At 56.8% G+C, this 23,539-nt stretch carries 19 protein-coding genes and 3 tRNA genes; 14 read left to right on the top strand and 8 right to left on the bottom strand.

What is annotated here, in order from left to right:
- Window positions 1-23 precede the first annotated feature (23 nt).
- From frdD to frdA, 4 genes are read right to left on the bottom strand one after another with little or no spacing between them, the layout of a single operon-like run.
- On the bottom strand, window positions 24-383 hold the full coding sequence (gene frdD / locus ACVCAM_RS16855; protein WP_008502934.1) for a fumarate reductase subunit FrdD: 360 nt from the start codon (window positions 381-383) through the stop codon (window positions 24-26).
- A 10-nt stretch (window positions 384-393) separates the two neighbouring features.
- Complete coding sequence (frdC, locus tag ACVCAM_RS16860; protein WP_025911882.1) at window positions 394-789, bottom strand: fumarate reductase subunit FrdC; 396 nt, start codon at window positions 787-789, stop codon at window positions 394-396.
- A gap of 10 nt (window positions 790-799) precedes the next feature.
- The gene (locus ACVCAM_RS16865) at window positions 800-1,534 is read right to left on the bottom strand and encodes a succinate dehydrogenase/fumarate reductase iron-sulfur subunit (RefSeq protein WP_003855955.1); all 735 of its coding nucleotides are present in this window, start codon (window positions 1,532-1,534) and stop codon (window positions 800-802) included.
- A complete protein-coding gene (frdA, locus tag ACVCAM_RS16870; RefSeq protein WP_008502932.1) occupies window positions 1,527-3,317 on the bottom strand; it encodes a fumarate reductase (quinol) flavoprotein subunit in 1,791 nt (596 codons plus the stop codon). The genes ACVCAM_RS16865 and frdA overlap by 8 nt, the downstream gene beginning before the upstream one ends.
- A 310-nt stretch (window positions 3,318-3,627) precedes the next feature.
- On the opposite strand from frdA, the gene epmA reads away from it, so the two are divergent.
- Together epmA and yjeM are read left to right on the top strand one after the other, a co-directional pair.
- Complete coding sequence (gene epmA / locus ACVCAM_RS16875) at window positions 3,628-4,605, top strand: elongation factor P--(R)-beta-lysine ligase (protein WP_008502931.1); 978 nt, start codon at window positions 3,628-3,630, stop codon at window positions 4,603-4,605.
- Between the two features lie 178 nt (window positions 4,606-4,783).
- Entirely contained in the window at window positions 4,784-6,283 is a 1,500-nt protein-coding gene (gene yjeM / locus ACVCAM_RS16880; RefSeq protein ID WP_025911885.1) for a glutamate/gamma-aminobutyrate family transporter YjeM, read from the top strand.
- A 37-nt stretch (window positions 6,284-6,320) separates the two neighbouring features.
- Here the strand turns inward: yjeM and mscM are convergent, their stop codons facing one another.
- The 3 genes from mscM to rsgA all read right to left on the bottom strand — a co-directional run bounded on the left by mscM (window position 6,321) and on the right by rsgA (window position 11,782).
- Window positions 6,321-9,644, bottom strand: a complete 3,324-nt coding sequence (gene mscM / locus ACVCAM_RS16885; protein ID WP_407222991.1) for a miniconductance mechanosensitive channel MscM — start codon at window positions 9,642-9,644, stop codon at window positions 6,321-6,323.
- A 19-nt stretch (window positions 9,645-9,663) separates the two neighbouring features.
- A complete protein-coding gene (asd, locus tag ACVCAM_RS16890) occupies window positions 9,664-10,632 on the bottom strand; it encodes an archaetidylserine decarboxylase (protein WP_025911888.1) in 969 nt (322 codons plus the stop codon).
- A gap of 97 nt (window positions 10,633-10,729) precedes the next feature.
- Window positions 10,730-11,782, bottom strand: a complete 1,053-nt coding sequence (rsgA, locus tag ACVCAM_RS16895) for a small ribosomal subunit biogenesis GTPase RsgA (protein ID WP_008502927.1) — start codon at window positions 11,780-11,782, stop codon at window positions 10,730-10,732.
- Between the two features lie 107 nt (window positions 11,783-11,889).
- On the opposite strand from rsgA, the gene orn reads away from it, so the two are divergent.
- The 4 genes from orn to ACVCAM_RS16915 all read left to right on the top strand — a co-directional run bounded on the left by orn (window position 11,890) and on the right by ACVCAM_RS16915 (window position 12,931).
- Complete coding sequence (gene orn / locus ACVCAM_RS16900) at window positions 11,890-12,435, top strand: oligoribonuclease (protein ID WP_008502926.1); 546 nt, start codon at window positions 11,890-11,892, stop codon at window positions 12,433-12,435.
- 196 nt (window positions 12,436-12,631) lie between these two features.
- Window positions 12,632-12,707, top strand: a tRNA-Gly gene (locus ACVCAM_RS16905).
- Window positions 12,708-12,743: 36 nt separating this feature from the next.
- Window positions 12,744-12,819: transfer RNA gene (locus ACVCAM_RS16910), tRNA-Gly, on the top strand.
- 36 nt (window positions 12,820-12,855) lie between these two features.
- Window positions 12,856-12,931: transfer RNA gene (locus ACVCAM_RS16915), tRNA-Gly, on the top strand.
- 270 nt (window positions 12,932-13,201) lie between these two features.
- Here the strand turns inward: ACVCAM_RS16915 and queG are convergent.
- On the bottom strand, window positions 13,202-14,341 hold the full coding sequence (queG, locus tag ACVCAM_RS16920; protein ID WP_023345299.1) for a tRNA epoxyqueuosine(34) reductase QueG: 1,140 nt from the start codon (window positions 14,339-14,341) through the stop codon (window positions 13,202-13,204).
- On the opposite strand from queG, the gene nnr reads away from it, so the two are divergent.
- From nnr to hflK, 8 genes are all read left to right on the top strand, one after another.
- Window positions 14,340-15,863 (top strand): bifunctional ADP-dependent NAD(P)H-hydrate dehydratase/NAD(P)H-hydrate epimerase, encoded by a 1,524-nt coding sequence (gene nnr, locus ACVCAM_RS16925; protein ID WP_407222992.1) that lies wholly within the window; start codon window positions 14,340-14,342, stop codon window positions 15,861-15,863. The genes queG and nnr overlap by 2 nt on opposite strands.
- Window positions 15,856-16,317, top strand: coding sequence for a tRNA (adenosine(37)-N6)-threonylcarbamoyltransferase complex ATPase subunit type 1 TsaE (gene tsaE, locus ACVCAM_RS16930; protein ID WP_008502923.1), 462 nt, complete (start codon window positions 15,856-15,858; stop codon window positions 16,315-16,317). The genes nnr and tsaE overlap by 8 nt, the downstream gene beginning before the upstream one ends.
- A gap of 16 nt (window positions 16,318-16,333) precedes the next feature.
- Window positions 16,334-17,674 (top strand): N-acetylmuramoyl-L-alanine amidase AmiB, encoded by a 1,341-nt coding sequence (gene amiB / locus ACVCAM_RS16935; protein ID WP_021240715.1) that lies wholly within the window; start codon window positions 16,334-16,336, stop codon window positions 17,672-17,674.
- A 9-nt stretch (window positions 17,675-17,683) separates the two neighbouring features.
- Window positions 17,684-19,528, top strand: a complete 1,845-nt coding sequence (gene mutL, locus ACVCAM_RS16940; protein WP_023326549.1) for a DNA mismatch repair endonuclease MutL — start codon at window positions 17,684-17,686, stop codon at window positions 19,526-19,528.
- A complete protein-coding gene (miaA, locus tag ACVCAM_RS16945) occupies window positions 19,521-20,471 on the top strand; it encodes a tRNA (adenosine(37)-N6)-dimethylallyltransferase MiaA (RefSeq protein ID WP_023293455.1) in 951 nt (316 codons plus the stop codon). Before mutL ends, miaA begins: the two co-directional genes overlap by 8 nt.
- 85 nt (window positions 20,472-20,556) lie before the next feature.
- Complete coding sequence (hfq, locus tag ACVCAM_RS16950) at window positions 20,557-20,868, top strand: RNA chaperone Hfq (RefSeq protein WP_008502919.1); 312 nt, start codon at window positions 20,557-20,559, stop codon at window positions 20,866-20,868.
- Between the two features lie 74 nt (window positions 20,869-20,942).
- On the top strand, window positions 20,943-22,223 hold the full coding sequence (hflX, locus tag ACVCAM_RS16955) for a ribosome rescue GTPase HflX (RefSeq protein ID WP_008502918.1): 1,281 nt from the start codon (window positions 20,943-20,945) through the stop codon (window positions 22,221-22,223).
- Window positions 22,224-22,279: 56 nt separating this feature from the next.
- Window positions 22,280-23,539 (top strand): FtsH protease activity modulator HflK, encoded by a 1,260-nt coding sequence (gene hflK / locus ACVCAM_RS16960; RefSeq protein ID WP_008502917.1) that lies wholly within the window; start codon window positions 22,280-22,282, stop codon window positions 23,537-23,539.

Raw genomic sequence — 23,539 nt, forward strand, 5'->3', positions numbered from 1 at the left:
CGCCGGATGGCGGGCCAGAGGCGTCAGATAGTGATCACGGCAATCAGCGTGACCACGGTCAGGATGGTCGCCAGACCGTAGAATACCCATTTCCCGCTCGGGACATGGATTTTCAGGTCATGCATCGCATGGTGAATACGGTGCAGGCCACACCACAGCGGCAGGACGATCATCAGGAAGATGAACACGCGACCAATAAAGCTGCTCGCGAACGCCAGTACGCGTTCGTAGCTCAGCGCATCGCCCGGGAACAGCCCCAGCGGCAGCATAATGCCCACCAGCAAAATGATGACGGGGGCAATGATGGCACTCCACATGCCGCCTGCGCCAAAGAGGCCCCAGAAGACCGGCTCGTCAGAACGTTTTGGATTTGGATTGATCACAGTAGTCTCCTTACCAGAACAGTGCGACAAACAGAATGACCACGGTGACCAGAATCGTCACCGCCCAGAGCCCCTTAATCACCGGTTCTGGCCCCATTTTCTCGCCTTTTACGATGATGTTCGCCGCTTTTGGCGCCAGTTCAAACCAGGTTTTGGTATGCAGCAGCGCGGCTGCAAGCACGATCAGGTTCAGAATGACAATGATCGGGTTTTGCAGGAAACCGACAAAGCTGGCCCAGGTTTCCGGGCCATGCTTGAGGGCAAAAATGCCGTACATCAGCTCAAGGCTGAACCAGACCGCCGGTACCGCTGTGCCTTCACGCAGCATGTAGAAGCGATAAAACGGCAGGTTTTTCCACCAGGTGGACGGCACAGGCCGCACATAGGCTTTGCGTTTAGTCGTCATCATGCACTCCTTAGCGTGGTTTCAGGGTAGCGATAAGAAAGTCTTTCGAGCTTTCCACTTTACCCTGCTGAATGGCGGCGGCCGGGTCGACGTGCTTCGGACAGACTTCGGAGCAATAACCCACAAAGGTACAGGTCCAGACGCCGTTCTGGCTGTTAAGCTGCGCCATACGTTCTTTTTTACCGTGGTCGCGGCTGTCTTCGTTATAGCGGTGCGCCAGGGTAATGGCGGCCGGGCCGATGAACTCGGGGTTCAGGCCAAACTGCGGACAGGCGGCGTAGCAAAGACCGCAGTTAATGCAGCCGGAGAACTGATGGTATTTCGCCATCTGAGCCGGGGTCTGGGTGTTTGGCCCCTGATCCGGCGTGCGCGGGTTGCCAATGATGTAGGGCTTAATGGCTTCCAGGCTTTCGATAAAGTGGGTCATATCGACCACCAGATCGCGCTCGATAGGGAAGTTGCCCAGGGCTTCGACCTTGATGCCTTTGGTGTAGTCACGCAGGAAGGTCTTACAGGCCAGCTTCGGCACCTTGTTGACCATCATGCCGCAGGAGCCGCAGATCGCCATGCGGCAGGACCAGCGGTAGCTCAGGTCTGGCGCCAGGTTGTCTTTGATATACCCGAGCGCGTCCAGCAGGGAGGTTTGCTCGTCGTAAGGAACTTCATAGAAAGCGCTGTGCGGTGCGGCATCCACTTCCGGGTTGTAGCGCACCACTTCAACTTTCAGTTTTTGCATCTCAGCCATTCGCCTTCTCCTTCTTCTCGGCGGCTTCTGCTTCTGCACCGTACACGCGTTTAGCCGGCGGCAGCGTGGTGATTTTCACGTCGCTGTAGTCCAGACGTGTGGTGCCATCCGCATCGCGCCAGGCGAGAGTGTGTTTCAGGAAGTTGACGTCGTCACGTTCGGTACAGCCTTCATCAAGACGCTGATGCGCCCCACGCGACTCTTTACGCGCCAGCGCAGAGTGCGCCATACATTCCGCCACGTTCAGGCCGTGGCCCAGCTCGATGGTATAGAGCAGGTCGGTGTTGAAGACGCTGGAGGTGTCGGTGATGCGCACGCGCTTGAAGCGCTCCTGCAGTTCCGCCAGCTTATCGACGGTTTTTTGCATCAGCTCAGGGGTACGGTAGATACCGCAACCTTCTTCCATCGACAGGCCCATCTCGTCGCGGATCTTAGACCAGTTCTCGTTACCTTCCTGGTTCACCAGATCTTTCAGGCGTTTTTCAACGTCTGCGACCTGCGCATCCAGCGCGGCACCGTTAGCTTCGCCTGCGGTTGCCGCGCGTTCCATCGCGCGCTCGCCCGCCATGCGGCCAAAGACCACCAGCTCGGCCAGCGAGTTTGAGCCGAGGCGGTTAGCACCGTGCAGGCCCACGGAGGAACATTCACCGACGGCGAACAGACCCTTAATACGGGTTTCACACTGCTGGTCGGTTTCGATCCCGCCCATGGTGTAGTGCGCCGTTGGGCGGACTGGAATCGGCTCTTTCACCGGATCGACGCCGACGTAGGCTTTCGCCAGCTCGCAGATGAACGGCAGACGTTCCAGCAGCTTTTTCTCGCCCAGGTGACGCAGGTCGAGGTGAACCACGTCGCCACGCGGTGTGGAGATGGTGTTGCCTTTGCGCCACTCGTGCCAGAAAGCCTGAGAGACTTTGTCGCGCGGGCCGAGTTCCATGTACTTGTTCTTCGGCTCGCCGAGCGGGGTTTCCGGGCCCATGCCGTAATCCTGCAGGTAGCGGTAGCCGTTTTTGTTGACCAGGATACCGCCTTCACCGCGGCAGCCTTCCGTCATCAGAATGCCGGAGCCCGGCAGACCGGTTGGGTGATACTGCACGAACTCCATATCGCGCAGCGGCACGCCGTGGCTGAGCGCCATACCCATACCGTCGCCGGTGACGATGCCGCCGTTGGTGTTATAACGATAAACACGGCCCGCACCGCCCGTCGCCATCACCACCGCATTGGCGCGGATCTGGACGAGCGTGCCTTCCATCATGTTCATCGCCACCAGGCCGCGCGCGTGTCCATCATCCACCAGAATGTCGAGGACGAAATGCTCATCAAAGCGCTGGATTTGTGGGAACTGAAGGGAGGTCTGGAACAGGGTGTGCAGCATGTGGAAGCCGGTCTTATCGGCGGCGAACCAGGTACGTTCGATCTTCATGCCGCCGAAGCGACGAACGTTGACGCTGCCGTCCGGGCGGCGGCTCCACGGACATCCCCACTGCTCAAGCTGGGTCATCTCCGTTGGACAATGGTGCACAAAGTAGTCAACGACATCCTGCTCGCAAAGCCAGTCGCCCCCTGCAACCGTGTCGTGGAAATGGTATTCAAAGCTGTCATGATCCTGCGCAACGGCGGCGGATCCTCCTTCTGCGGCCACCGTGTGGCTGCGCATTGGATAGACTTTTGAAATCAATGCGATTTTAGCGTTGGGATTAGCTTGCGCTGCAGCAATCGCAGCACGTAATCCAGCCCCGCCAGCGCCTATTACGGCAAGATCGGCCTGAAAAGTTTGCACGACATTCCTCCAGATTTTTGTTATTTCGCAACGCGACAAACTAAAGGTAGTTCACCCGTCCAAAAGGACGATTGCGAAAGCGTTTCCACTGCTCCTTTATGGGTAAAACAGTATAACCGTGTAGATGTCAGGGAAATTTGACGTGTTCGATTTTTTTGCTGTTCTGTCCGGCGATTTATCATTGAGATTGATGAATTGCATCACGCAATTGTTCACCTAAATGAAATGCGCTTTTTTACTGCGCAAAATTTGTCTCTGTCCCTGCTAACGAGTAGACTTCGTGCCCTTGTCTGAAATCGGAGAACAACTCATGAGCGAAACGGCCACCTGGGAGCCGAGCGCATCCATCCCTAATCTGTTAAAACGCGCTGCAATTATGACGGAGATCCGCCGTTTCTTTGCCGACCGCGGCGTCCTGGAGGTGGAAACCCCGTGCATGAGTCAGGCAACGGTAACGGATATTCATCTGGTCCCGTTTGAAACCCGTTTTGTTGGCCCCGGCCACTCTCAGGGCATGAATTTGTATCTGATGACCAGCCCGGAATACCACATGAAACGCCTGCTGGCGGCGGGATGTGGTCCGGTCTATCAGCTGTGCCGTAGCTTCCGCAACGAAGAGATGGGTCGTCACCACAACCCGGAATTCACCATGCTGGAGTGGTACCGCCCGCATTATGATATGTACCGCCTGATGAATGAGGTGGACGATCTGCTTCAGCAGGTTCTGGATTGCTCAGAAGCGGAAACGCTCTCTTATCAGCAGGCCTTCCAGCGCCATCTGGAAATCGATCCGCTGTCGGCGGACAAAACCCTGCTGCGCGAAGTGGCGGCAAAACTGGATCTGAGCAACGTGGCAGATACCGAAGAGGACCGCGACACGCTGCTGCAGCTGCTGTTCACCTTCGGCGTGGAACCGCAGATTGGCAAAGACCGTCCGACGTTTGTCTATCACTTCCCGGCAAGCCAGGCGTCACTGGCGCAGATCAGCACCGAAGACCACCGTGTGGCAGAGCGTTTTGAGGTCTATTACAAAGGCATTGAGCTGGCGAACGGCTTCCACGAATTGACCGACGCGCGCGAGCAGGCGCAACGTTTCGAGCAGGATAACCGCAAGCGCGCCGCGCGCGGCCTGCCGCAGCAGCCTATTGATGTTAATCTGCTTGAAGCATTAAAAGCAGGTCTGCCAGATTGCTCCGGCGTGGCGCTGGGTGTTGACCGTCTGGTCATGCTGGCCCTGGGCGCAGAGCAGCTTGGCGATGTGATTGCCTTTACGGTCGATCGCGCTTAAAGAATTGCCGGGTGGCGCTGTCGCTTACCCGGCCTACTCGGTCATTTGGCCCTGCCACATTAAAAACTGCCATATTATTAATATGCGGGTCTTTTTCTTAATTTGCCCCTTATAGCCACAATATTAGTCTGGTCATCTGCTACCATCCGCGCAGTTTAATTCCTTTTCGGATGGTTCTATGTCCCAGTCACTCAAAAAGATGACCCTCACCGGGCTCATCCTGATGATATTTACCTCAGTCTTTGGCTTTGCCAACAGCCCATCAGCGTTCTATCTGATGGGTTACAGCGCGACGCCGTTTTATATCGTTTCGGCTCTGTTCTTCTTTATCCCGTTTGCGCTGATGATGGCGGAGATGGGCTCGGCTTACCGGAAAGAAGAGGGCGGGATCTACTCCTGGATGAACAACAGCGTCGGCCCGCGTTATGCCTTTATCGGCACGTTTATGTGGTTCTCCTCTTATGTCGTCTGGATGGTCAGCACGGCGGCCAAAGTCTGGGTGCCATTCTCCACGTTTCTTTTCGGTGCCGATAAAACGCAGGTCTGGTCTCTGGCGGGGCTGAGCTCCACGCAGGTCGTCGGTATCCTGGCGGTATGCTGGATGGTGGTGGTCACGCTGGTGGCGTCAAAAGGCATCAACAAAATTGCCCGTATCACTGCCGTTGGCGGTATTTCCGTGATGTGCCTGAACCTGGTGCTGCTGTTGGTGAGTATTGCCATTCTGTGCCTGAACGGTGGTCATTTTGCGCAGGAGGTGAACTTCGTTTCCTCGCCTAATCCAGGTTACCAGTCCGGGCTGGCCATGCTCTCCTTCGTGGTGTTTGCCATCTTCGCCTACGGCGGTATTGAAGCGGTGGGCGGGCTGGTCGACAAGACCGAGAACCCGGAAAAGAACTTTGCCAAAGGGATTATTTTTGCCGCTATCGTGATTTCCATCGGCTATTCACTGGCGATTTTCCTCTGGGGCGTCAGCACCAACTGGCAGCAGGTATTGAGTAACAACACCACCAACCTCGGGAACATTACCTACGTGCTGATGAAAAGCCTGGGGATGACGCTGGGTAACGCCATGCACCTGACGCCGGAAGCATCGGCCACCATGGGGATCTGGTTTGCGCGCATTACCGGCCTGTCGATGTTCCTTGCCTATACCGGCGCATTCTTCACGCTGATCTACTCGCCGCTGAAAGCGATCATCCAGGGTACGCCAAAAGCGCTGTGGCCGGGACGCATGACCCAGCTCAATACCGCAGGCATGCCTGCCAACGCCATGTGGATGCAGTGTCTGCTGGTGTGCGTGTTTATTCTGCTGGTGTCATTTGGCGGTGATACCGCATCGGCGTTCTATAACAAGCTGACCCTGATGGCGAACGTGTCGATGACGCTGCCGTACCTGTTCCTGACCCTGGCGTTCCCGTTCTTTAAGGCGAAGCAGGAGCTTGAACGTCCGTTTGTGATTTTTAAAACCCGCGCGGCAACGCTGCTGGCGACCACGGTGGTGGTGGTGGTGGTGGCGTTTGCCAACATCTTTACCATTATTCAGCCGGTAATTGAGGCGAACGACTGGAACAGCGCGCTGTGGATGGTCGGCGGCCCAATCTTCTTCTCGCTGTTAGCGATGGGAATTTATGAGAATTACCGTCGACGCGCGACGGCGTACATCGCAGAAGTGGCGTAGCGGGAATATTCCCCTCCCGAAAGGGAGGGGAGACGCGTTATAAGCTGCCCGCCGGGCGCGTACGCGCCGCTGACGTCAGCGTTCTTCCCGTTTTACGCCCGTCCAGGCTTTCCAGACGCATCTGGAACGGTGGGAACGGCATATCAATACCGTGCTCGCGGAAGCCCGCCAGAATCAGCTGGTGGATCTCATGGCGCAGCGGCATACGGTGGCCCATTTCGGCGGCGTAGATACGCAGCTCGAAAATCTGAATCCCCTGCTGTAAATCCACAAGGAAGACTTCCGGCGCCGGGTTGTCGATGACCAGCGAGCAGCGCTCCGCGGCAGTGTAGAGGATCTGGGTGACCTCTTCGCTGTTCGCGTCCGACGGTGCCGGTACCGTCAGCACCACACGGGTAACGGAGTCTGAGAGCGACCAGTTGATGAACTGCTCGGTAATAAACGCCTTGTTTGGCACGATGATCTCTTTCCGATCCCAGTCGCTGATCGTCGTCGCACGGGTGTTGATCTTCGTGATGCTGCCGGTCAGATCGCGGATCGTGACGGTATCGCCAATACGGATCGGTTTTTCGAACAGAATGATCAGGCCCGAGATGAAGTTGGCGAAGATCTCCTGTAAACCAAAACCTAACCCAACGCCGAGCGCTGCGACGAGCCACTGGAGCTTCGACCACTCAATGCCGATCATCGAGAAGCCAACCAGACCGCCAAACAGCATGATCAGATACTTGGTAATGGTCGTGATTGCATAGCCCGTACCCGGCGTTAAATCCAGATGCTGCAGCAGCGCCAGCTCCAGCAGCGCCGGGAAGTTACGCACCAGTTGGGTGGTGATGATCAGCACCAGAATGGCAATCAGCACCGCCCCTAAGGTGATCGGCTCCAGGCTTTCAACACCCTGCACCGTGGACGTCACGTCCCACAGCGAGATGTTCTCCAGGAAGCCAAACGCGGAGTGGATCTCCGACCACAGGAAGATGACCGAGAGGAGGGCAATCAGCATCAGGATGGAACGAACCAGGCGCAGGGACTGGGTACTGATGGCATCCAGATCCAGTTCGACCTCATCCGCCTCCGTCGTACCTTCCGTACTGTTAACGTGGTTTGGCTCTTCCTCACCCCGCGCGCGCTGGGCGAGGATCTCCGCCCGGCGATGCTTGGCACGGTCAAACGCCAGACGGCGGCGCTGGATCAGCATCCAGCGGCGGATAACGTGATACACCACCAGCAGCAGGAACCAGATGGCCACCGAGGTTTCGAGACGTGCCAACAGCGCCTGCGACGTCGCCAGGTAACCCACCGCGGCTGCCAGCATCGCAATCAACGGTGCGCTGAGCAGCAGGTTCCAGAGCAGCCGGTTGAACATATTGTCACCGCTGCCGGTTTTATCCAGATAGAGCGGAATACCCGCGCGCTTCAGGCTGAGCGTGACGATGGCCAGCGCTCCGCATATCAGCATAAAGCAGAGGCGGCCCAGCGAGCCTGAAAACTCCCGGTCGTTGAGATTATCGAACATGATCAGCGCCATAATCAGCGGCACAATCAGCCCGATGCTCATCAGATAGTAACGCATGGCGCGCGCCACGCGATTACGCGGCCAGCCAAAGTGGGCGATGAACAGGCCATTGGGTCGCGCAAAGGTGGCGCAAATCATTACCACCCACAGCAGCGGTACCGTGGCGGTGACGCCATCGCCAATCGCTACCGCGAGCGGATAGGGCCAGGCTTCCCGCAGGCCATAGCCCAGCGTCATCCACAGCACCGGCAGCGGGGAGGCGACGAGAATCGACCAGAATACGGTGCGCAACGTCAGCCAGAAGTGATCCTGGGTAACCTTCCCCACCCGGGAACTGGAACGCTCGAGGAAGCGGGTGAAATGTCTGCGCGAGTAAATGCTGAAGCCCACCAGAATTAACGCCCCCAGCAGCGGGAAAATGGTCTCTTTGCTGGTGAGCATCATCACGCTGGCCTGTCCCAGCTGGCTGAAGGTATCCAGCGAAATCAGACGGCGCAGATCCTGGACAATCTCAATTGGCCACGAGAAGGTCATCGGACGCACGTCGGACGTCCAGAAGAGGTAACGGTGCGTCGCCTCGTTCACCTCTTTCAGGGCATCTTCCAGCTGGCTGTTGGACACTTTTAGCTTGGTCAGCTCAAGAATCAGCGTATCCCCGCCCTGGAGCAGAGAGTTCAGCAGTTCACGCTGGGTACGCAGCTGGGCTTCCAGAATGCGGCTTTGCTCGCCGGTCAGAGGCTGTCCGTCAGCCTGACGGATCTGGCGGATTTGCGGCTGCTTATTGAGAAGATCTTCAAAATGCAGTCGCTGAACACGCAGCTGGGCCATTTCGGTATCCAACTGCTGCGGCTTCGGCATCTCCGGCAGGCGCGCGACCTGGGCGCGTAGCGCTTCGCCCAGCAGGTTTGACGATCCGAGCCACTGGGACTGTTCGCGCAGGGTGTTGAGCGCCTGGCGAACCTGAAGGGTTTGATTAGTGGCCTGACGCTGCTGCGAGGCCACCAGATCCATACGCTGCGCCTGTTGATTCAGCGCGGCCGAAAGCTCACGGTTGACCTTAAACTGCTCGACGATGCCGGCAGGCAGGTTATCGCTATTTTCTGCCAGCAGCTCGGTACTTTCCAGCGCGCGCTCCGCTTCACGCTGGCGCTGGCTATTGAGCTGGTTGCGCAAGGCCTGAAGATAGGCGTCCAGCTGCTCGCTCTGCTTCTGAGCGAGTTCTGAGTGCATCCGCGACAGCTCCTGGCGGTTATTGGCGGAAAGCTGCGCCAGCTCGAGCTCATCGACAAGGGCCTTCAGGCGAGCCGATTCTGCCTGCAGGCCCAGATTTTGGGCCTGCGCCTGTGGCGTGTTGCCGTTTTGTGTCCCCACGCGGCGCTCAACTTCATTAAGCTGGCGGCGGGCGTCGGTTTGCTGCTGCGGAAGCTGGCTGAGGGAGTCGGCAATTTCGCGCGCTCGCTCCTGCTCCTGCTGAGCAAGGCGGCTCTTTTCCAGAAGCTGGCTGCTGACCTGCAGGATCTCCTGGTTCAGCGCGTCGGAGGTCATCCCTGCCGGCACATCGCGCGGTTCGTCGCGCAAGTTATTGAGCTGCGCGCGCAGCGTCTGCGAGAGTTTGGGGAAGTTGTCGATAACCTGCTGATACTGCTGAGCGCGCTCAAGCGAGCCTTTCCGCTCCTCAAGCGCGTTCAGTGCAGACTGGAGCGACTCGACGGTCTCTGGCTGAGCGGGTTTGGCCGCTTTTGCCTGCTCCAGTTCCTGGGTTATCTGTTTGGCGTCGGGGGCTGTCGCTGCGTACGCCCCCATGCTGAGGCACCAGGCCATCAGTAGAACGATAATCGGGCGCACGTCAGCGATCCTTCTGTTGTTAGCCTTCGTCTTTTTTGTCGTCAACCAGCGGGCTGGCGTCGTGCTCGGCGTGAATCTCTTCCTGTGACAGCGGAGCAGGCTCTGCATCCGGCGTCACGAAGGTTTCGGTAGAGACCGCCAGCGGCTGGCCCAGCTTTGTCACCGACAGGCTTTCAAGCTGTTCAGCCAGCTTCACTTTGCCCGGCGCAAACAGGTTGATCACGGTGGAGCCCAGCTTAAAGCGGCCCATCTCCTGACCTTTGAGCAGGGCCACGGAACCTTCCGCTTCACCGGCAGGCCAGGTCCAGCGTTTGATCACGCCTTCGCGCGGCGGGGTGATGGTGCCTGCCCAGACGGTTTCGATGCTGCCAACGATGGTCGCACCGACCAGAATCTGGGCCATAGGGCCAAATTCAGTATCGAACAGGCAGATGACGCGCTCGTTACGGGCAAACAGGTTTGGCACGTTCTGCGCGGTCAGGTGGTTCACGGAGAACAGATCGCCCGGGACGTAAATCATTTCACGCAGGATGCCGTTACACGGCATGTGCACGCGGTGGTAGTCGCGCGGTGACAGATAGGTGGTGGCAAAGGTACCGTTGCGGAACAGATCCGCCATCAGGTAGTTACCCGCCAGCAGCGCTTCCAGGCTGTAGTTATGGCCCTTCGCCTGCAGAATTTTGTCGTCTTCGATGTTACCCAACTGGCTGATCACGCCGTCTGCCGGCATCACCAGGACGTTAGGGTCGGTGTTCACCGGGCGCACGTCGTCACGCAGCGGGCGCACGAAGAATTCGTTGAAGGTGCGGTAGCTGGCGGTATCCGGCTTCTGCGCCTCTTTCATGTCGACCTTGTAATATTTTACGAAAAGGTCGATGACCAGTTTGGTCAGCCAGCCTGCGCGTTTGCTCGCGCCCCAGCCCGCCAGGCGAGTGAGCCACAGTTTTGGCAGAATGTATTGAAGCGAAAGTTTAAATGCGTTTAACAAGGTAGCCTCCAGGCCATTGTTTTGTCGTTCCTGATCCGGCGGTAAGCCACCGGAACCTGAAAAAAGGGGACGATTTTAGCGATGCTTAGCTTAGTTGTCAGTTATCAGAATCAGAAAAGTTTTTACGCGTTTTTACCTGATCCATGCTCTCAAGAATGCGGTGATAATTCTCGAAGCGGGTCTCCGCGATTTCGCCTTTCTCAACCGCTTCACGGATAGCGCAGCCTGGATCGTTATCGTGTTTACAGTCGCGGTACTTGCAAGCGCCTAAATAATCATGGAATTCGACAAATCCGTTAAAGATTTGTTCCGGCTCAAGGTGCCATAAACCGAACTCTCGCACGCCCGGGGAGTCGATCACGTCGCCGCCATGTGGGAAGTGATACAGGCGTGACGCGGTGGTGGTGTGCTGGCCGAGGCCCGAGACGTCAGATACATCGTTGGTGAGGATCTCTTGCTGAAGGCCAAGCAGGTTGTTCAGCAGGCTCGATTTACCCACGCCGGACTGGCCCGCAAAGATGCTGATGCGGTCGGTAAGCGCCTCTTCAAGCGGTTTCAGGCCATCTTTGGTGTAGCTGGAGACCATCAGGACGCGATAGCCAATTTTGCGATAGATATCCATCTGCTCATTGACGAAGGCCATCCCGTCGTCGTCCAGCAGATCGATTTTGTTCAGCACGATGATAGGTTCAACCTGCAGCGTTTCGCAGGCGACGAGGTATCGGTCGATAATATTGAGCGACAGTTCGGGCAAAATCGCCGATACGATAACGATTTGGTTAATGTTGGCGGCAATCGGTTTGACCCCGTCGTAGAAATCGGGACGGGTTAACACGGACGTGCGCTCATGGACTGCTTCAACAATACCTTTTACCGTTACGCCTTCCGCCGCCTCTTTACCCGGTCGCCAGACGACGCGGTCGCCGGTCACCAGAGAACGAATGGTCCGGCGGATGTTGCAGCGGTGAATGGCACCATCGGCGGATTCCACGTCAGCGTGCATACCGAAACGGCTGATGACTACGCCTTCCGTTGGGTCGCCAAACAGGTTGTCGTCGTAATCGACCTTCTCCGCAGTGGTTTTAAGACGGCGCTGGTGATTGGCATTCACGCGGCGCTGCTGCCCTTTGGAGAGTTTATTTTTACTCAATCGCACTGGCTCCTGGTCGCCCGTAGGGGGCAAAACCTCTATGATACACTCTAATTAATACTAGTTAACCTGCTACTGCCGGTTATGCGAGAAGGGTGGAAAATAACATGAGCGCGGATGAAAACAACCTGATTTGGATCGATCTCGAAATGACCGGGCTGGATCCCGAGCGCGATCGCATTATTGAAATTGCGACCCTGGTGACGGACGCCAACCTGAATATCCTGGCGGAAGGGCCTACGATTGCGGTGCATCAGTCTGATGACCAACTGGCGTTGATGGACGAGTGGAACGTGCGTACCCACACCGGCAGTGGCCTGGTGGAGCGCGTGAAGGCGAGCACCATGGGTGACCGTGAGGCGGAGCTGGCGACGCTTGAGTTCCTGAAACAGTGGGTTCCGGCGGGCAAATCACCTATTTGTGGGAATAGCATCGGCCAGGATCGTCGTTTCCTGTTTAAGTACATGCCGGAGCTGGAGTCTTACTTCCACTACCGCTATCTGGATGTCAGCACGCTGAAAGAGCTGGCGCGTCGCTGGAAGCCTGAAATTCTCGACGGCTTTAAAAAGCAGGGGACGCATCAGGCGATGGACGATATCCGAGAGTCCGTGGCGGAGCTTTCTTACTACCGCGAAAACTTTATTAAGCTGTGATTTTGAGATCCGGCGCCTTGCGTGGCCGGCTTTTTGTCGTTAAATTGTGCAGCTTGCCGATTAAATAAGCATTTGAACTGAATTTCGAAAAAATCGCTTTAAGGGGGGTTGCAGCTAAAAGGATTTCTCGTATAATGCGCCTCCCGTAACGACAGAGAATTACACGTTACGACAGCAACAAAAGCAGTGCAGATTTGCGGGAATAGCTCAGTTGGTAGAGCACGACCTTGCCAAGGTCGGGGTCGCGAGTTCGAGTCTCGTTTCCCGCTCCAAAATTTGAAAGTGCTTTCATAGCACAGACTGCCCAAGCGGGAATAGCTCAGTTGGTAGAGCACGACCTTGCCAAGGTCGGGGTCGCGAGTTCGAGTCTCGTTTCCCGCTCCAAAATTTGAAAGTGCTTCCACAGCACGGACCACCCAAGCGGGAATAGCTCAGTTGGTAGAGCACGACCTTGCCAAGGTCGGGGTCGCGAGTTCGAGTCTCGTTTCCCGCTCCAAATTCTTCTTCATCTCTAAAATATCCACAGCGAAAAGCATCGCTGGGGACGTTTTCTGTTTTCTCTGAAATACTCTTGTGAACAGAGTTATCCACAGAAACTGCGCTTAACCGAAACAGGGTTAAAACTTAGCAGGGTGAATAATATCTTCATAAGATACTGTATTTACTTAATAAAATTTGATTTCAAAATGTTATTGAGATCACTTGAACTCTTCTCCAGCCCTGATGGCGCTTGAGTTTGTAATTTTATTCACAGGCTGTGAATAGTTCAGGCATCCCGCGGAAGCCCTTTTTCAATCACCCTCACCAGACGCTGTTTCTTCGGTAGCTGCACCTCGACCACGCAGGCATTACGTTTCTCAACTTGCTGCGCAATCGCCCATTCTATGTGTTCATCAAGAAGTGGGTGCTCACCTCTACGGCTTTCAAGCGCCCGAATATTCGCTTCATCCCACGGGGCATTCCCCAGCGCGACGGCCACATTTCGCAGCCAGCGCAGATGGCCGATACGGCGGATGGCCGAACCCTCCGTCACTTTCAGGAACCAGGCTTCGGTCCAGGCGAACAGTTCAGCGAGCGGCGGGGCATGGAGCGCCTTGCGCGGGCTGAAATCCTCTTCGTCGGTGAGCTGTGAATAGCGGTTCCACGGGCAGATGAGCTGGCAATCGTCGCAGCCGTAGATGCGGTTGCCGATAAGCGGTCGGAACTCCTCTGGAATGGCGCCTTCCAGTTCGATCGTGAGGTAGGAGATACAGCGGCGCGCATCAACGGTGTAAGGCTCAACGATGGCGCCGGTGGGGCAGATGGTCATACAGGCCACGCAGCGGCCACAGCCTTCCTCTACCGGGCCGTCTACCGGCAGCGGTAAATCAATCAGCAGTTCACCGAGGAAGAAGAACGATCCGGCGTCGCGGCTAAGAATAAGTGAGTGCTTACCTGTCCAGCCAAGCCCGGCTTTTTCGGCGATCGGACGCTCAAGAATAGGCGCGGAATCGACAAAGGGTCTAAAATTCAGCGAAACACAGTGCTGCTGAATAGTTTCCCCGAGTTTTTTTAAACGGTTACGCAGAAGCTTATGGTAATCACGACCGAGGGCGTACCGGCTAACGTAACCCAGCGAGGGGTCTTTGAGCGTGCGCGCAAAGGCCGCGTTGGCGGGCAGGTAGTTCATGCGCACGCTGATGACGCGTAATGTGCCCGGCAAAAGCTCGTGTGGACGGGCGCGCATCATGCCATGACGTGCCATCCACTCCATTTCGCCGTGGTATTGTTTGTCCAGCCAGGCCTGCAGTTTGGGCTCGCTGGCGGAGAGGTCGGTATCGGTAATGCCTACCTTCTGGAAGCCAAGCTCAGCACCCCACTGTTTGATTTTTTGCGCTAATTCATTGAGATCGAGGGGCTGTGACATGACGGACCATACGGTGAAGAAAAACCCCGCAAGTATACCACATTCCATCTGGCATGCGGATGACCTCCGGCGCGCCGAAAAAGAGGCTGCAGACAGCCTCGGGATTACCCTGTATGAACTGATGCTCCGCGCGGGTGAGGCAGCGTTTGACGTTGCCCGTAGCGCCTGGCCGCAGGCCGCCCACTGGCTGATTCTGTGCGGGCACGGCAACAACGGCGGTGACGGCTACGTCGTCGCCCGTCTCGCGGTGGCTGCGGGTATCCGCGTGACCTTGCTGGCTCTCGAAAGTGATAAACCGCTGCCGGAAGAGGCCAGCGCGGCGCGGGAGGCATGGCTGAACGCCGGCGGTGTGATTCATGCGCCTGATATCGTCTGGCCAGAGGATGTTGATCTGATTGTTGACGGGCTGCTGGGCACCGGGCTGCGCAGCGCGCCGCGCGAAAACGTTGCCGCACTCATTGAACACGCTAACAGACATTCCGCGCCGGTAGTCGCCCTGGATATTCCCTCTGGCCTGATTGCACAAACGGGTGCGACGCCGGGGGCGGTGATTCAGGCGGCACATACGGTAACCTTTATCGCCCTGAAGCCAGGATTACTGACCGGCAAAGCGCGGGATGTCGTTGGCGTGTTGCACCACAGTGCGCTGGGGCTGGAGAGCTGGCTGGCCGGGCAGGAAACGCACCTCATGCGTTATGATGCGTCGCAGCTTGCAGCGTGGCTCCCGCCGCGACGACCAACGTCACATAAGGGCGATCACGGCAGGCTGGTGATTGTGGGCGGTGACCACGGTACGGCGGGTGCGATTCGCATGACTGGTGAAGCGGCTCTGCGCAGCGGCGCCGGATTAGTGCGAGTGCTCACTCGCATTGAGAATATTGCGCCGATCGTCACGGCCCGACCGGAGCTGATGGTCCATGAGCTTACGCTCCAGACGCTGGAGCAAAGCCTCGAATGGGCGGACGTGGTGGTGATCGGTCCCGGGCTTGGGCAGCAGGCGTGGGGTAAACAGGCCCTGCAAAAGGTCGAGAATTTTCGCAAACCGATGCTGTGGGATGCCGACGCGCTTAACCTTCTGGCAATAAACCCGGATAAGCGTCACAATCGCATTCTGACGCCACACCCCGGCGAAGCCGCGCGGCTGCTTAACTGCAGCGTGGCAGAAATTGAAAGCGATCGCTTACTTTCTGCTCAGCGTCTGGTAAAACGTTACGGAGGTGTTGCCGTTTTAAAAGGGGCGGGAACCGTTGTCGCCTGTGACGAGACGCAGGGCGTTATTGATGCCGGAAATGCGGGCATGGCGAGCGGCGGCATGGGCGATGTGCTTTCCGGTATTATTGGCGCATTGCTTGGACAGAAACTTCCCCTTTATGATGCAGCCTGTGCGGGCTGCGTGGCCCACGGCGTTGCGGCAGATAAACTGGCTGCGCGTTACGGTACGCGCGGTATGCTGGCCACCGATCTCTTTTGCACGCTGCGGCGTGTAGTTAACCCGGATGTGATTGACGTAGAAAATGACTAATCGAGCGATTCCTTTACCTGATGAACAAGCCACTTTAGATCTCGGCAAGCGCGTGGCGCAGGCCTGTCAGGGGGCAACCGTCATTTATCTGTATGGTGATTTAGGGGCGGGTAAAACCACCTTCAGCCGGGGTTTTTTGCAGGCGTTAGGGCATAACGGGAATGTGAAAAGCCCAACCTACACGCTGGTAGAACCGTACACCCTTGAAAATCTCATGGTGTACCACTTCGATTTATACCGCCTTGCGGATCCTGAGGAGCTGGAATTTATGGGGATCCGTGATTATTTTGCCAACGACGCCATTTGCCTGGTGGAGTGGCCGCAACAAGGTGCGGGTGTGCTGCCTGACCCGGATGTCGAAATTCACTTAGATTACCAGGCTCAAGGGCGTGAGGCACGCATCAGTGCTGTTTCCTCATCAGGCAGTTCCTTACTGGCGCGTCTGGCCGGTTAAGCGTAGGGATGACGGGATGATAAATCGCGTTAAAGGTTGGTTGTTGGCTGCCACCGTGCTGCTGTGCGCGCAGGCCGGGGCGGCAAATCTTTCAGATATTCAGGTATCGAACGGCGAAAGCCAGGCCCGGATCACGTTCAGCTTTATGGGCGATCCTGAGTATGCGTTTTCACAGCCAGACAGCCACAGCGTGGCGCTGGATATCAAACAGACAGGCGTGATCCAGGGATTACCGCTGCAGTTCAGCGGCAACAACCTGGTGAAAAGTATCCGTTCGGGTACGCCGCAGGATAGCCAGTCGTTACGCCTGGTGGTCGATCTGACCGAAAAGGGCAAAACGAAGGCGGTGAAGCAGCAAAACGGGGCGAACTATACGGTGGTCTTTACCATCAATGCCGATGTCCCGCCACCGCCTCCACCGCCGCCTGTCGTTGCCAAACGCGTGGAAGAACCGGTGTATACGCCGCGTCCTGCTGAACCTGCGCGTAATCCATTTAAATCACAGAACGATCGCATCACTGCGGCAACCAGCAGCAATACGGTGACCCGTCCGGCGGTGAGTACGCGCCGTGCTGCGACCAGCGGTGACAAAGTGATTATCGCCATTGATGCAGGTCATGGTGGACAGGACCCGGGGGCGATTGGCCCGGGTGGGACGCAAGAGAAAAATGTCACCATCGCCATTGCCCGTAAGCTGCGTGCACTGCTCAACGACGACCCTACGTTCAAAGGCGTGTTGACCCGCGACGGGGATTACTTCATTTCGGTAATGGGGCGTTCGGACGTCGCGCGCAAGCAGAATGCGAATTTCCTGGTTTCCATCCACGCAGATGCTGCGCCTAACCGTAACGCGACCGGTGCCTCGGTATGGGTACTCTCGAACCGTCGCGCCAACAGCGAAATGGCCAACTGGCTGGAAGAGCATGAGAAGCAGTCTGAACTGCTAGGCGGCGCGGGCGATGTGCTGGCAAACAGCCAGTCAGACCCGTACCTGAGCCAGGCGGTGCTGGATTTACAATTCGGTCATTCTCAGCGCGTCGGGTATGATGTGGCCACTAACGTATTGAACCAGCTGCAAAGCATTGGTGTGCTGCATAAGCGTCGTCCTGAACATGCCAGCCTCGGCGTTCTGCGCTCGCCAGATATCCCATCCATCCTTGTAGAGACGGGCTTTATCAGTAACAACGGTGAAGAGCGTCTGCTGGGAAGCGACAGCTATCAGCAGCAAATTGCCGAAGCGATTTATAACGGTCTGCGTAAATACTTTGATGCCCATCCGCTGCAGTCTGCGCCACAGAGCGGCGCTGCCCAGACGGCCAGCGCAGCGCTACCGGGTGAGATGACCGCGACCAACTAAGGAGAATTCATGCCGATTCAGGTTCTGCCGCCGCAGCTTGCGAACCAAATCGCCGCCGGTGAGGTGGTGGAACGTCCCGCGTCGGTCGTGAAGGAGCTGGTGGAAAACAGCCTCGATGCGGGCGCGACCCGCATCGATATTGATATCGAGCGCGGCGGCGCGAAGCTTATCCGCATTCGCGACAACGGCTGCGGCATTAAAAAAGAGGAGCTGGCGCTGGCGCTGGCCCGTCACGCCACCAGTAAAATTGCTTCTCTGGATGACCTGGAAGCGATTATTAGCCTCGGCTTTCGCGGTGAAGCGCTGGCCAGTATCAGCTCGGTTTCGCGCTTAACGCTGACCTCCCGTACCGCCGAACAGCAGGAAGCCTGGCAGGCTTACGCCGAAGGGCGCGATATGGATGTGACGGTCAAACCCGCGGCGCACCCTGTCGGCACGACGCTTGAAGTATTAGATCTCTTCTACAACACCCCCGCCCGACGCAAGTTCATGCGTACCGAGAAGACCGAATTCGGACACATCGACGAGATCATCCGCCGCATCGCGCTGGCGCGTTTCGATGTCACCATCAACCTCAGCCACAACGGCAAGGTGATGCGTCAGTATCGCGCGGTGGCAGAAGGTGGACAGAAAGAGCGTCGGCTGGGCGCCATTTGCGGGACCCCGTTTCTGGAACAGGCGCTGGCCATTGAGTGGCAGCACGGCGATCTGGCGCTGCGCGGCTGGGTAGCCGATCCGAACGCGAGCAGCGCTGCGTTTGCGGAGATCCAGTATTGCTACGTCAACGGCCGCATGATGCGCGACCGTCTCATCAATCACGCCATTCGCCAGGCCTGCGAAGACAAGCTCGGGGCCGATCAGCAGCCTGCTTTCGTGCTTTATCTGGAAATCGACCCGCATCAGGTGGATGTGAACGTCCATCCTGCCAAGCATGAAGTGCGGTTCCACCAGTCGCGACTGGTGCATGATTTTATCTATCAGGGCGTGCTGAGCGTGCTGCAGCAGCAGGGTGAAACGCCGTTGCCGCTGGAACACGCAGAACCTGCGCCACGCCCAATTCCTGAAAACCGTGTCGCTGCAGGCCGCAACCATTTTGCGGAGCCCGCCGTTGCGCGTGAACCGGAAGCGCCGCGCTTTTCCTCCGCAGGGGCCGCACCGCGTCCAACGGGTGCCAACTACCCGAATGCCCAGCCTGGCTATCAAAAGCAGCAGGGCGCGTTGTACCGCAAACTGCTGGAGACGCCAGTCGTAGAGCGTAAAGAACCTATTCCGGCACCTCAGCCTTCTCTGGACGGCCATAGCCAGAGTTTTGGCCGGGTGCTGACGATTATCGCGCCGGATATGGCTCTGCTGGAACGTGACGGCAAATTGATGCTTCTGGCACTGCCGGTTGCCGAACGCTGGCTTAAACAGGTGCAGCTCACGCCGGGCGAAAATGCCGCCTGTGCGCAGCCGCTGTTAATTCCGGTTCGCCTGAAAATATCCCCTGATGAAACAAGGATATTGCAGCGTGCCGAAGCACAGCTGGCGCAAATGGGTATTGAAATTGTGCTCGAACCACAACATGTGACAATTCGTGCAGTGCCTTTACCCTTACGCCAACAAAATTTACAAAACTTGATTCCTGAACTGATAGGCTACCTGGCGCAGCAAACATCGTTTGATGCCGCTAACACCGCGCAGTGGATCGCCCGCCATCTGGCCAGCGAACACGCGCCGTGGAGCATGGCACAGGCCATCAGCGTGCTGGCGGAGGTTGAACGCCTCTGTCCGCATCTGGTGAAAGCGCCGCCGGGTGGGTTATTACAACCTGTTGATTTAAAAACGGCGATGAACGCCCTGAAACATGATTGACGTAAGTAAGGCGAGCCTGCCTAAGGCAATTTTTTTAATGGGCCCAACGGCCTCCGGCAAAACGGCGCTCGCCATTGAGTTGCGTAAAGTTTTGCCGGTAGAGTTGATTAGCGTCGACTCCGCCCTCATCTACCGAGGGATGGACATCGGCACGGCGAAGCCTGACGCAGAAGAACTGCGCGCGGCACCGCACCGTTTGCTGGATATCCTCGACCCGGCTCAGGCTTACTCCGCAGCGGATTTTCGCCGGGATGCCTTAGCCGAGATGGCCCAGATAACGGCGGCGGGGCGTATACCGCTGTTGGTTGGCGGAACCATGCTCTACTTCAAGGCGCTGCTGGAGGGGTTATCACCTCTGCCATCCGCGGACCCGGAAGTAAGAGCGAAAATTGAGCAGCAGGCGGCAGAGCAGGGGTGGGACGTTTTGCATCAGCAACTGGCGGAGATTGACCCGGTTGCCGCAGCGCGGATCCATCCAAATGATCCGCAAAGGCTTTCCCGGGCACTGGAAGTTTTTTTCATTTCGGGTAAAACTTTAACGGAACTGACGCAAACGTCAGGAGACGCTCTGCCGTATCAGGTGCATCAGTTCGCCATCGCCCCGGCGAGCCGTGAACTGCTCCATCAGCGAATTGAGCAGCGTTTTCATCAGATGTTAGCTTCAGATTTTGAAGCAGAAGTGCGGGCGCTATTTGCCCGTGGAGATTTGCATACGGACATGCCTTCCATTCGTTGTGTGGGATACCGCCAGATGTGGTCGTACCTTGAAGGTGAGATTTCATACGATGAAATGGTTTATCGAGGTGTTTGCGCCACGAGACAGTTAGCGAAGCGCCAGATCACCTGGTTGCGCGGTTGGGAAGGGGTTCACTGGTTAGACAGTGAAAAACCACAACAGGCGTTAAGCGACGTGATTGAGGTTGTTGGTGATATCGCTCACTGAATGTGTACAATTGAGGCGTATCGTGCGCAATTTTTCAGAATCGCAAGGTTCTAAGTACAAAACAAGCATATAAGGAAAAGATAGAATGGCTAAGGGGCAATCTTTACAAGATCCGTTCCTGAACGCATTGCGTCGGGAACGTGTTCCAGTTTCTATTTATTTGGTGAATGGTATTAAGCTGCAAGGTCAGATTGAGTCTTTCGATCAGTTCGTGATTCTGTTGAAAAACACGGTCAGTCAGATGGTCTATAAGCACGCTATTTCTACTGTTGTTCCGTCCCGTCCGGTATCTCATCACAGCAATAACGCTGGCGGCGGCACAGGTAGTAACTACCATCATGGCAGCAACGCGCAGGGTTCTTCAACGCCAGCGCAGGACAGCGACGAGACCGAATAAGGTTTCGCACTGTTATCCACACGGGGAGCCAGGGATCCTGCGTTCCCCGCTGATCTTTTTAGAGAGGTTTACGCTTGTTTGACCGTTATGATGCCGGTGAGCAGGCGGTGCTGGTACACATCTATTTTTCGCAAGACAAAGATATGGAAGACCTCCAGGAGTTTGAATCTCTGGTCTCTTCCGCCGGTGTCGAAGCAATGCAGGTGATTACCGGTAGCCGTAAAGCGCCGCACCCAAAGTATTTTGTTGGTGAAGGTAAAGCAGTCGAAATTGCGGATGCCGTAAAAGCAACCGGCGCGTCAGTCGTGTTGTTTGATCATGCGCTGTCTCCAGCCCAGGAGCGCAACCTGGAAGCTCTCTGCGAATGCCGTGTTATCGATCGCACGGGATTGATTTTAGACATTTTTGCTCAGCGTGCACGTACCCACGAAGGGAAACTGCAGGTTGAGCTGGCGCAGCTGCGTCATCTGGCAACGCGTCTGGTGCGTGGCTGGACCCACCTTGAAAGACAAAAAGGCGGGATTGGTTTGCGCGGCCCGGGTGAAACCCAGCTCGAAACCGACCGTCGTTTGCTGCGTGGCCGAATTACCCAGATCCTCTCACGTCTGGAAAGGGTCGAGAAACAGCGTGAGCAGGGGCGTCGGGCACGAACCAAAGCCGACATCCCGACGGTGTCGCTGGTGGGGTATACCAACGCCGGTAAATCCACCCTGTTTAACCAGATAACCGAGGCCCAGGTTTATGCCGCAGACCAGCTGTTTGCGACCCTGGACCCGACGCTGCGCCGTATTGACGTTGCAGACGTCGGTGAAACGGTGCTGGCGGATACCGTAGGGTTTATCCGTCACCTGCCGCATGACCTGGTGGCGGCGTTCAAGGCCACCCTGCAGGAGACGCGACAGGCGACCCTGCTGCTGCACGTGATTGATGCGGCAGACGTGCGCGTGCAGGAGAACATCGACGCGGTGAACGTGGTGCTCGAAGAGATCGACGCCCACGAAATCCCAACGCTGTTGGTGATGAACAAGATCGATATGCTGGACGATTTCGAACCGCGTATCGACAGAGATGAAGAGAACAAACCGATTCGGGTCTGGCTTTCTGCCCAGACCGGTCTTGGTGTGCCACTGCTTTTCCAGGCTTTGACAGAACGTCTTTCCGGTGAGGTAGCTCAGCACACGCTGCGACTGCCGCCACAGGAAGGCAGGCTGCGCAGCCGGTTTTATCAGCTTCAGGCGATAGAAAAAGAGTGGATGGAGGATGACGGCAGCGTGGGGATGCAGGTGCGTATGCCGATCGTTGACTGGCGTCGCCTCTGTAAACAAGAACCTGCGCTGGTCGACTATATCGTCTGATCAGAAAGGGGATGCCTGAATAATTCGCCCTTGCATAACAAATATGGAGCATATACATGGCGTGGAATCAGCCCGGTAATAACGGACAGGACCGCGACCCGTGGGGAAGCAGCAATAATCAAGGCGGCAACTCTGGGGGAAATGGCAACAAAGGTGGTCGCGAGCAGGGGCCGCCGGATCTGGATGATATCTTCCGCAAGCTGAGCAAGAAGCTTGGTGGTCTTGGCGGAGGTAAAGGTTCTGGCTCAGGTGGAAATTCCACCCAGGGGCCGCGCCCGCAAATGGGTGGCCGCGTAGTCGGTATTGTTGCCGCTGCAGTGGTAATCATCTGGGCTGCTACCGGGTTCTACACTATTAAAGAAGCGGAACGCGGTGTCGTTACGCGTTTTGGCAAGTTCAGCCATCTGGTTGAGCCGGGCCTGAACTGGAAACCGACCTTCATTGACGACGTGACCGCGGTCAACGTGGAATCGGTCCGTGAACTGGCAGCGTCTGGTGTGATGCTGACGTCTGATGAAAACGTGGTGCGCGTTGAGATGAACGTGCAGTACCGCGTGACCGATCCTGAGCGTTATCTGTTTAGCGTGACCAGCGCTGATGACAGTCTGCGCCAGGCGACCGACAGCGCCCTGCGCGGGGTGATCGGTAAATACACCATGGACCGTATCCTGACCGAAGGTCGTACCGTTATCCGTAGCGATACCCAGCGTGAGCTGGAAGAGACCATTCGTCCATACAACATGGGGATTACCCTGCTGGACGTCAACTTCCAGGCCGCTCGTCCGCCGGAAGAGGTGAAAGCGGCCTTTGACGATGCGATTGCTGCACGTGAAAACGAACAGCAGTACATCCGTGAAGCAGAAGCCTACACCAACGAAGTTCAGCCACGTGCTAACGGTCAGGCGCAGCGTATTCTGGAAGAAGCGCGTGCGTATAAGACGCAGACCATCCTGGAAGCACAGGGTGAGGTCGCTCGCTTCGCGAAGATCCTGCCGGAATATAAAGCGGCGCCGGAAATTACCCGTGAGCGTCTCTATATTGAGACCATGGAAAAAGTGCTGAGCCACACCCGCAAAGTGTTGGTTAACGACAGTAAAGGCGGAAACCTGATGGTGCTGCCGCTGGATCAGATGCTGAAAGGCGGTTCTGCACCGGCAGCAAAAGACAACAGCGGTGCGAACAACCTGCTGCGTCTGCCACCTGCGTCATCCGGTAGCACAAGCGCAACAACCACGTCTTCTTCGAGCGATGGTGACATTATGGACCAACGCCGTGCTAACGCGCAGCGTAACGACTACCAGCGTCAGGGGGAATAA

The sequence above is a fragment of the Enterobacter sp. CFEC122 genome (assembly GCF_052983755.1).

What these genes read in the sequence shown, in the direction of transcription:
- frdC (WP_025911882.1), bottom strand. Translation starts at nt 789, where the DNA reads ATGACGACTAAACGCAAAGCCTATGTGCGGCCTGTGCCGTCCACCTGG.
- ACVCAM_RS16865 (WP_003855955.1), bottom strand. Translation starts at nt 1,534, where the DNA reads ATGGCTGAGATGCAAAAACTGAAAGTTGAAGTGGTGCGCTACAACCCG.
- epmA (WP_008502931.1), top strand. Translation starts at nt 3,628, where the DNA reads ATGAGCGAAACGGCCACCTGGGAGCCGAGCGCATCCATCCCTAATCTG.
- yjeM (WP_025911885.1), top strand. Translation starts at nt 4,784, where the DNA reads ATGTCCCAGTCACTCAAAAAGATGACCCTCACCGGGCTCATCCTGATG.
- orn (WP_008502926.1), top strand. Translation starts at nt 11,890, where the DNA reads ATGAGCGCGGATGAAAACAACCTGATTTGGATCGATCTCGAAATGACC.
- nnr (WP_407222992.1), top strand. Translation starts at nt 14,340, where the DNA reads ATGACGGACCATACGGTGAAGAAAAACCCCGCAAGTATACCACATTCC.
- queG (WP_023345299.1), bottom strand. Translation starts at nt 14,341, where the DNA reads ATGTCACAGCCCCTCGATCTCAATGAATTAGCGCAAAAAATCAAACAG.
- tsaE (WP_008502923.1), top strand. Translation starts at nt 15,856, where the DNA reads ATGACTAATCGAGCGATTCCTTTACCTGATGAACAAGCCACTTTAGAT.
- amiB (WP_021240715.1), top strand. Translation starts at nt 16,334, where the DNA reads ATGATAAATCGCGTTAAAGGTTGGTTGTTGGCTGCCACCGTGCTGCTG.
- mutL (WP_023326549.1), top strand. Translation starts at nt 17,684, where the DNA reads ATGCCGATTCAGGTTCTGCCGCCGCAGCTTGCGAACCAAATCGCCGCC.
- miaA (WP_023293455.1), top strand. Translation starts at nt 19,521, where the DNA reads ATGATTGACGTAAGTAAGGCGAGCCTGCCTAAGGCAATTTTTTTAATG.
- hfq (WP_008502919.1), top strand. Translation starts at nt 20,557, where the DNA reads ATGGCTAAGGGGCAATCTTTACAAGATCCGTTCCTGAACGCATTGCGT.
- hflK (WP_008502917.1), top strand. Translation starts at nt 22,280, where the DNA reads ATGGCGTGGAATCAGCCCGGTAATAACGGACAGGACCGCGACCCGTGG.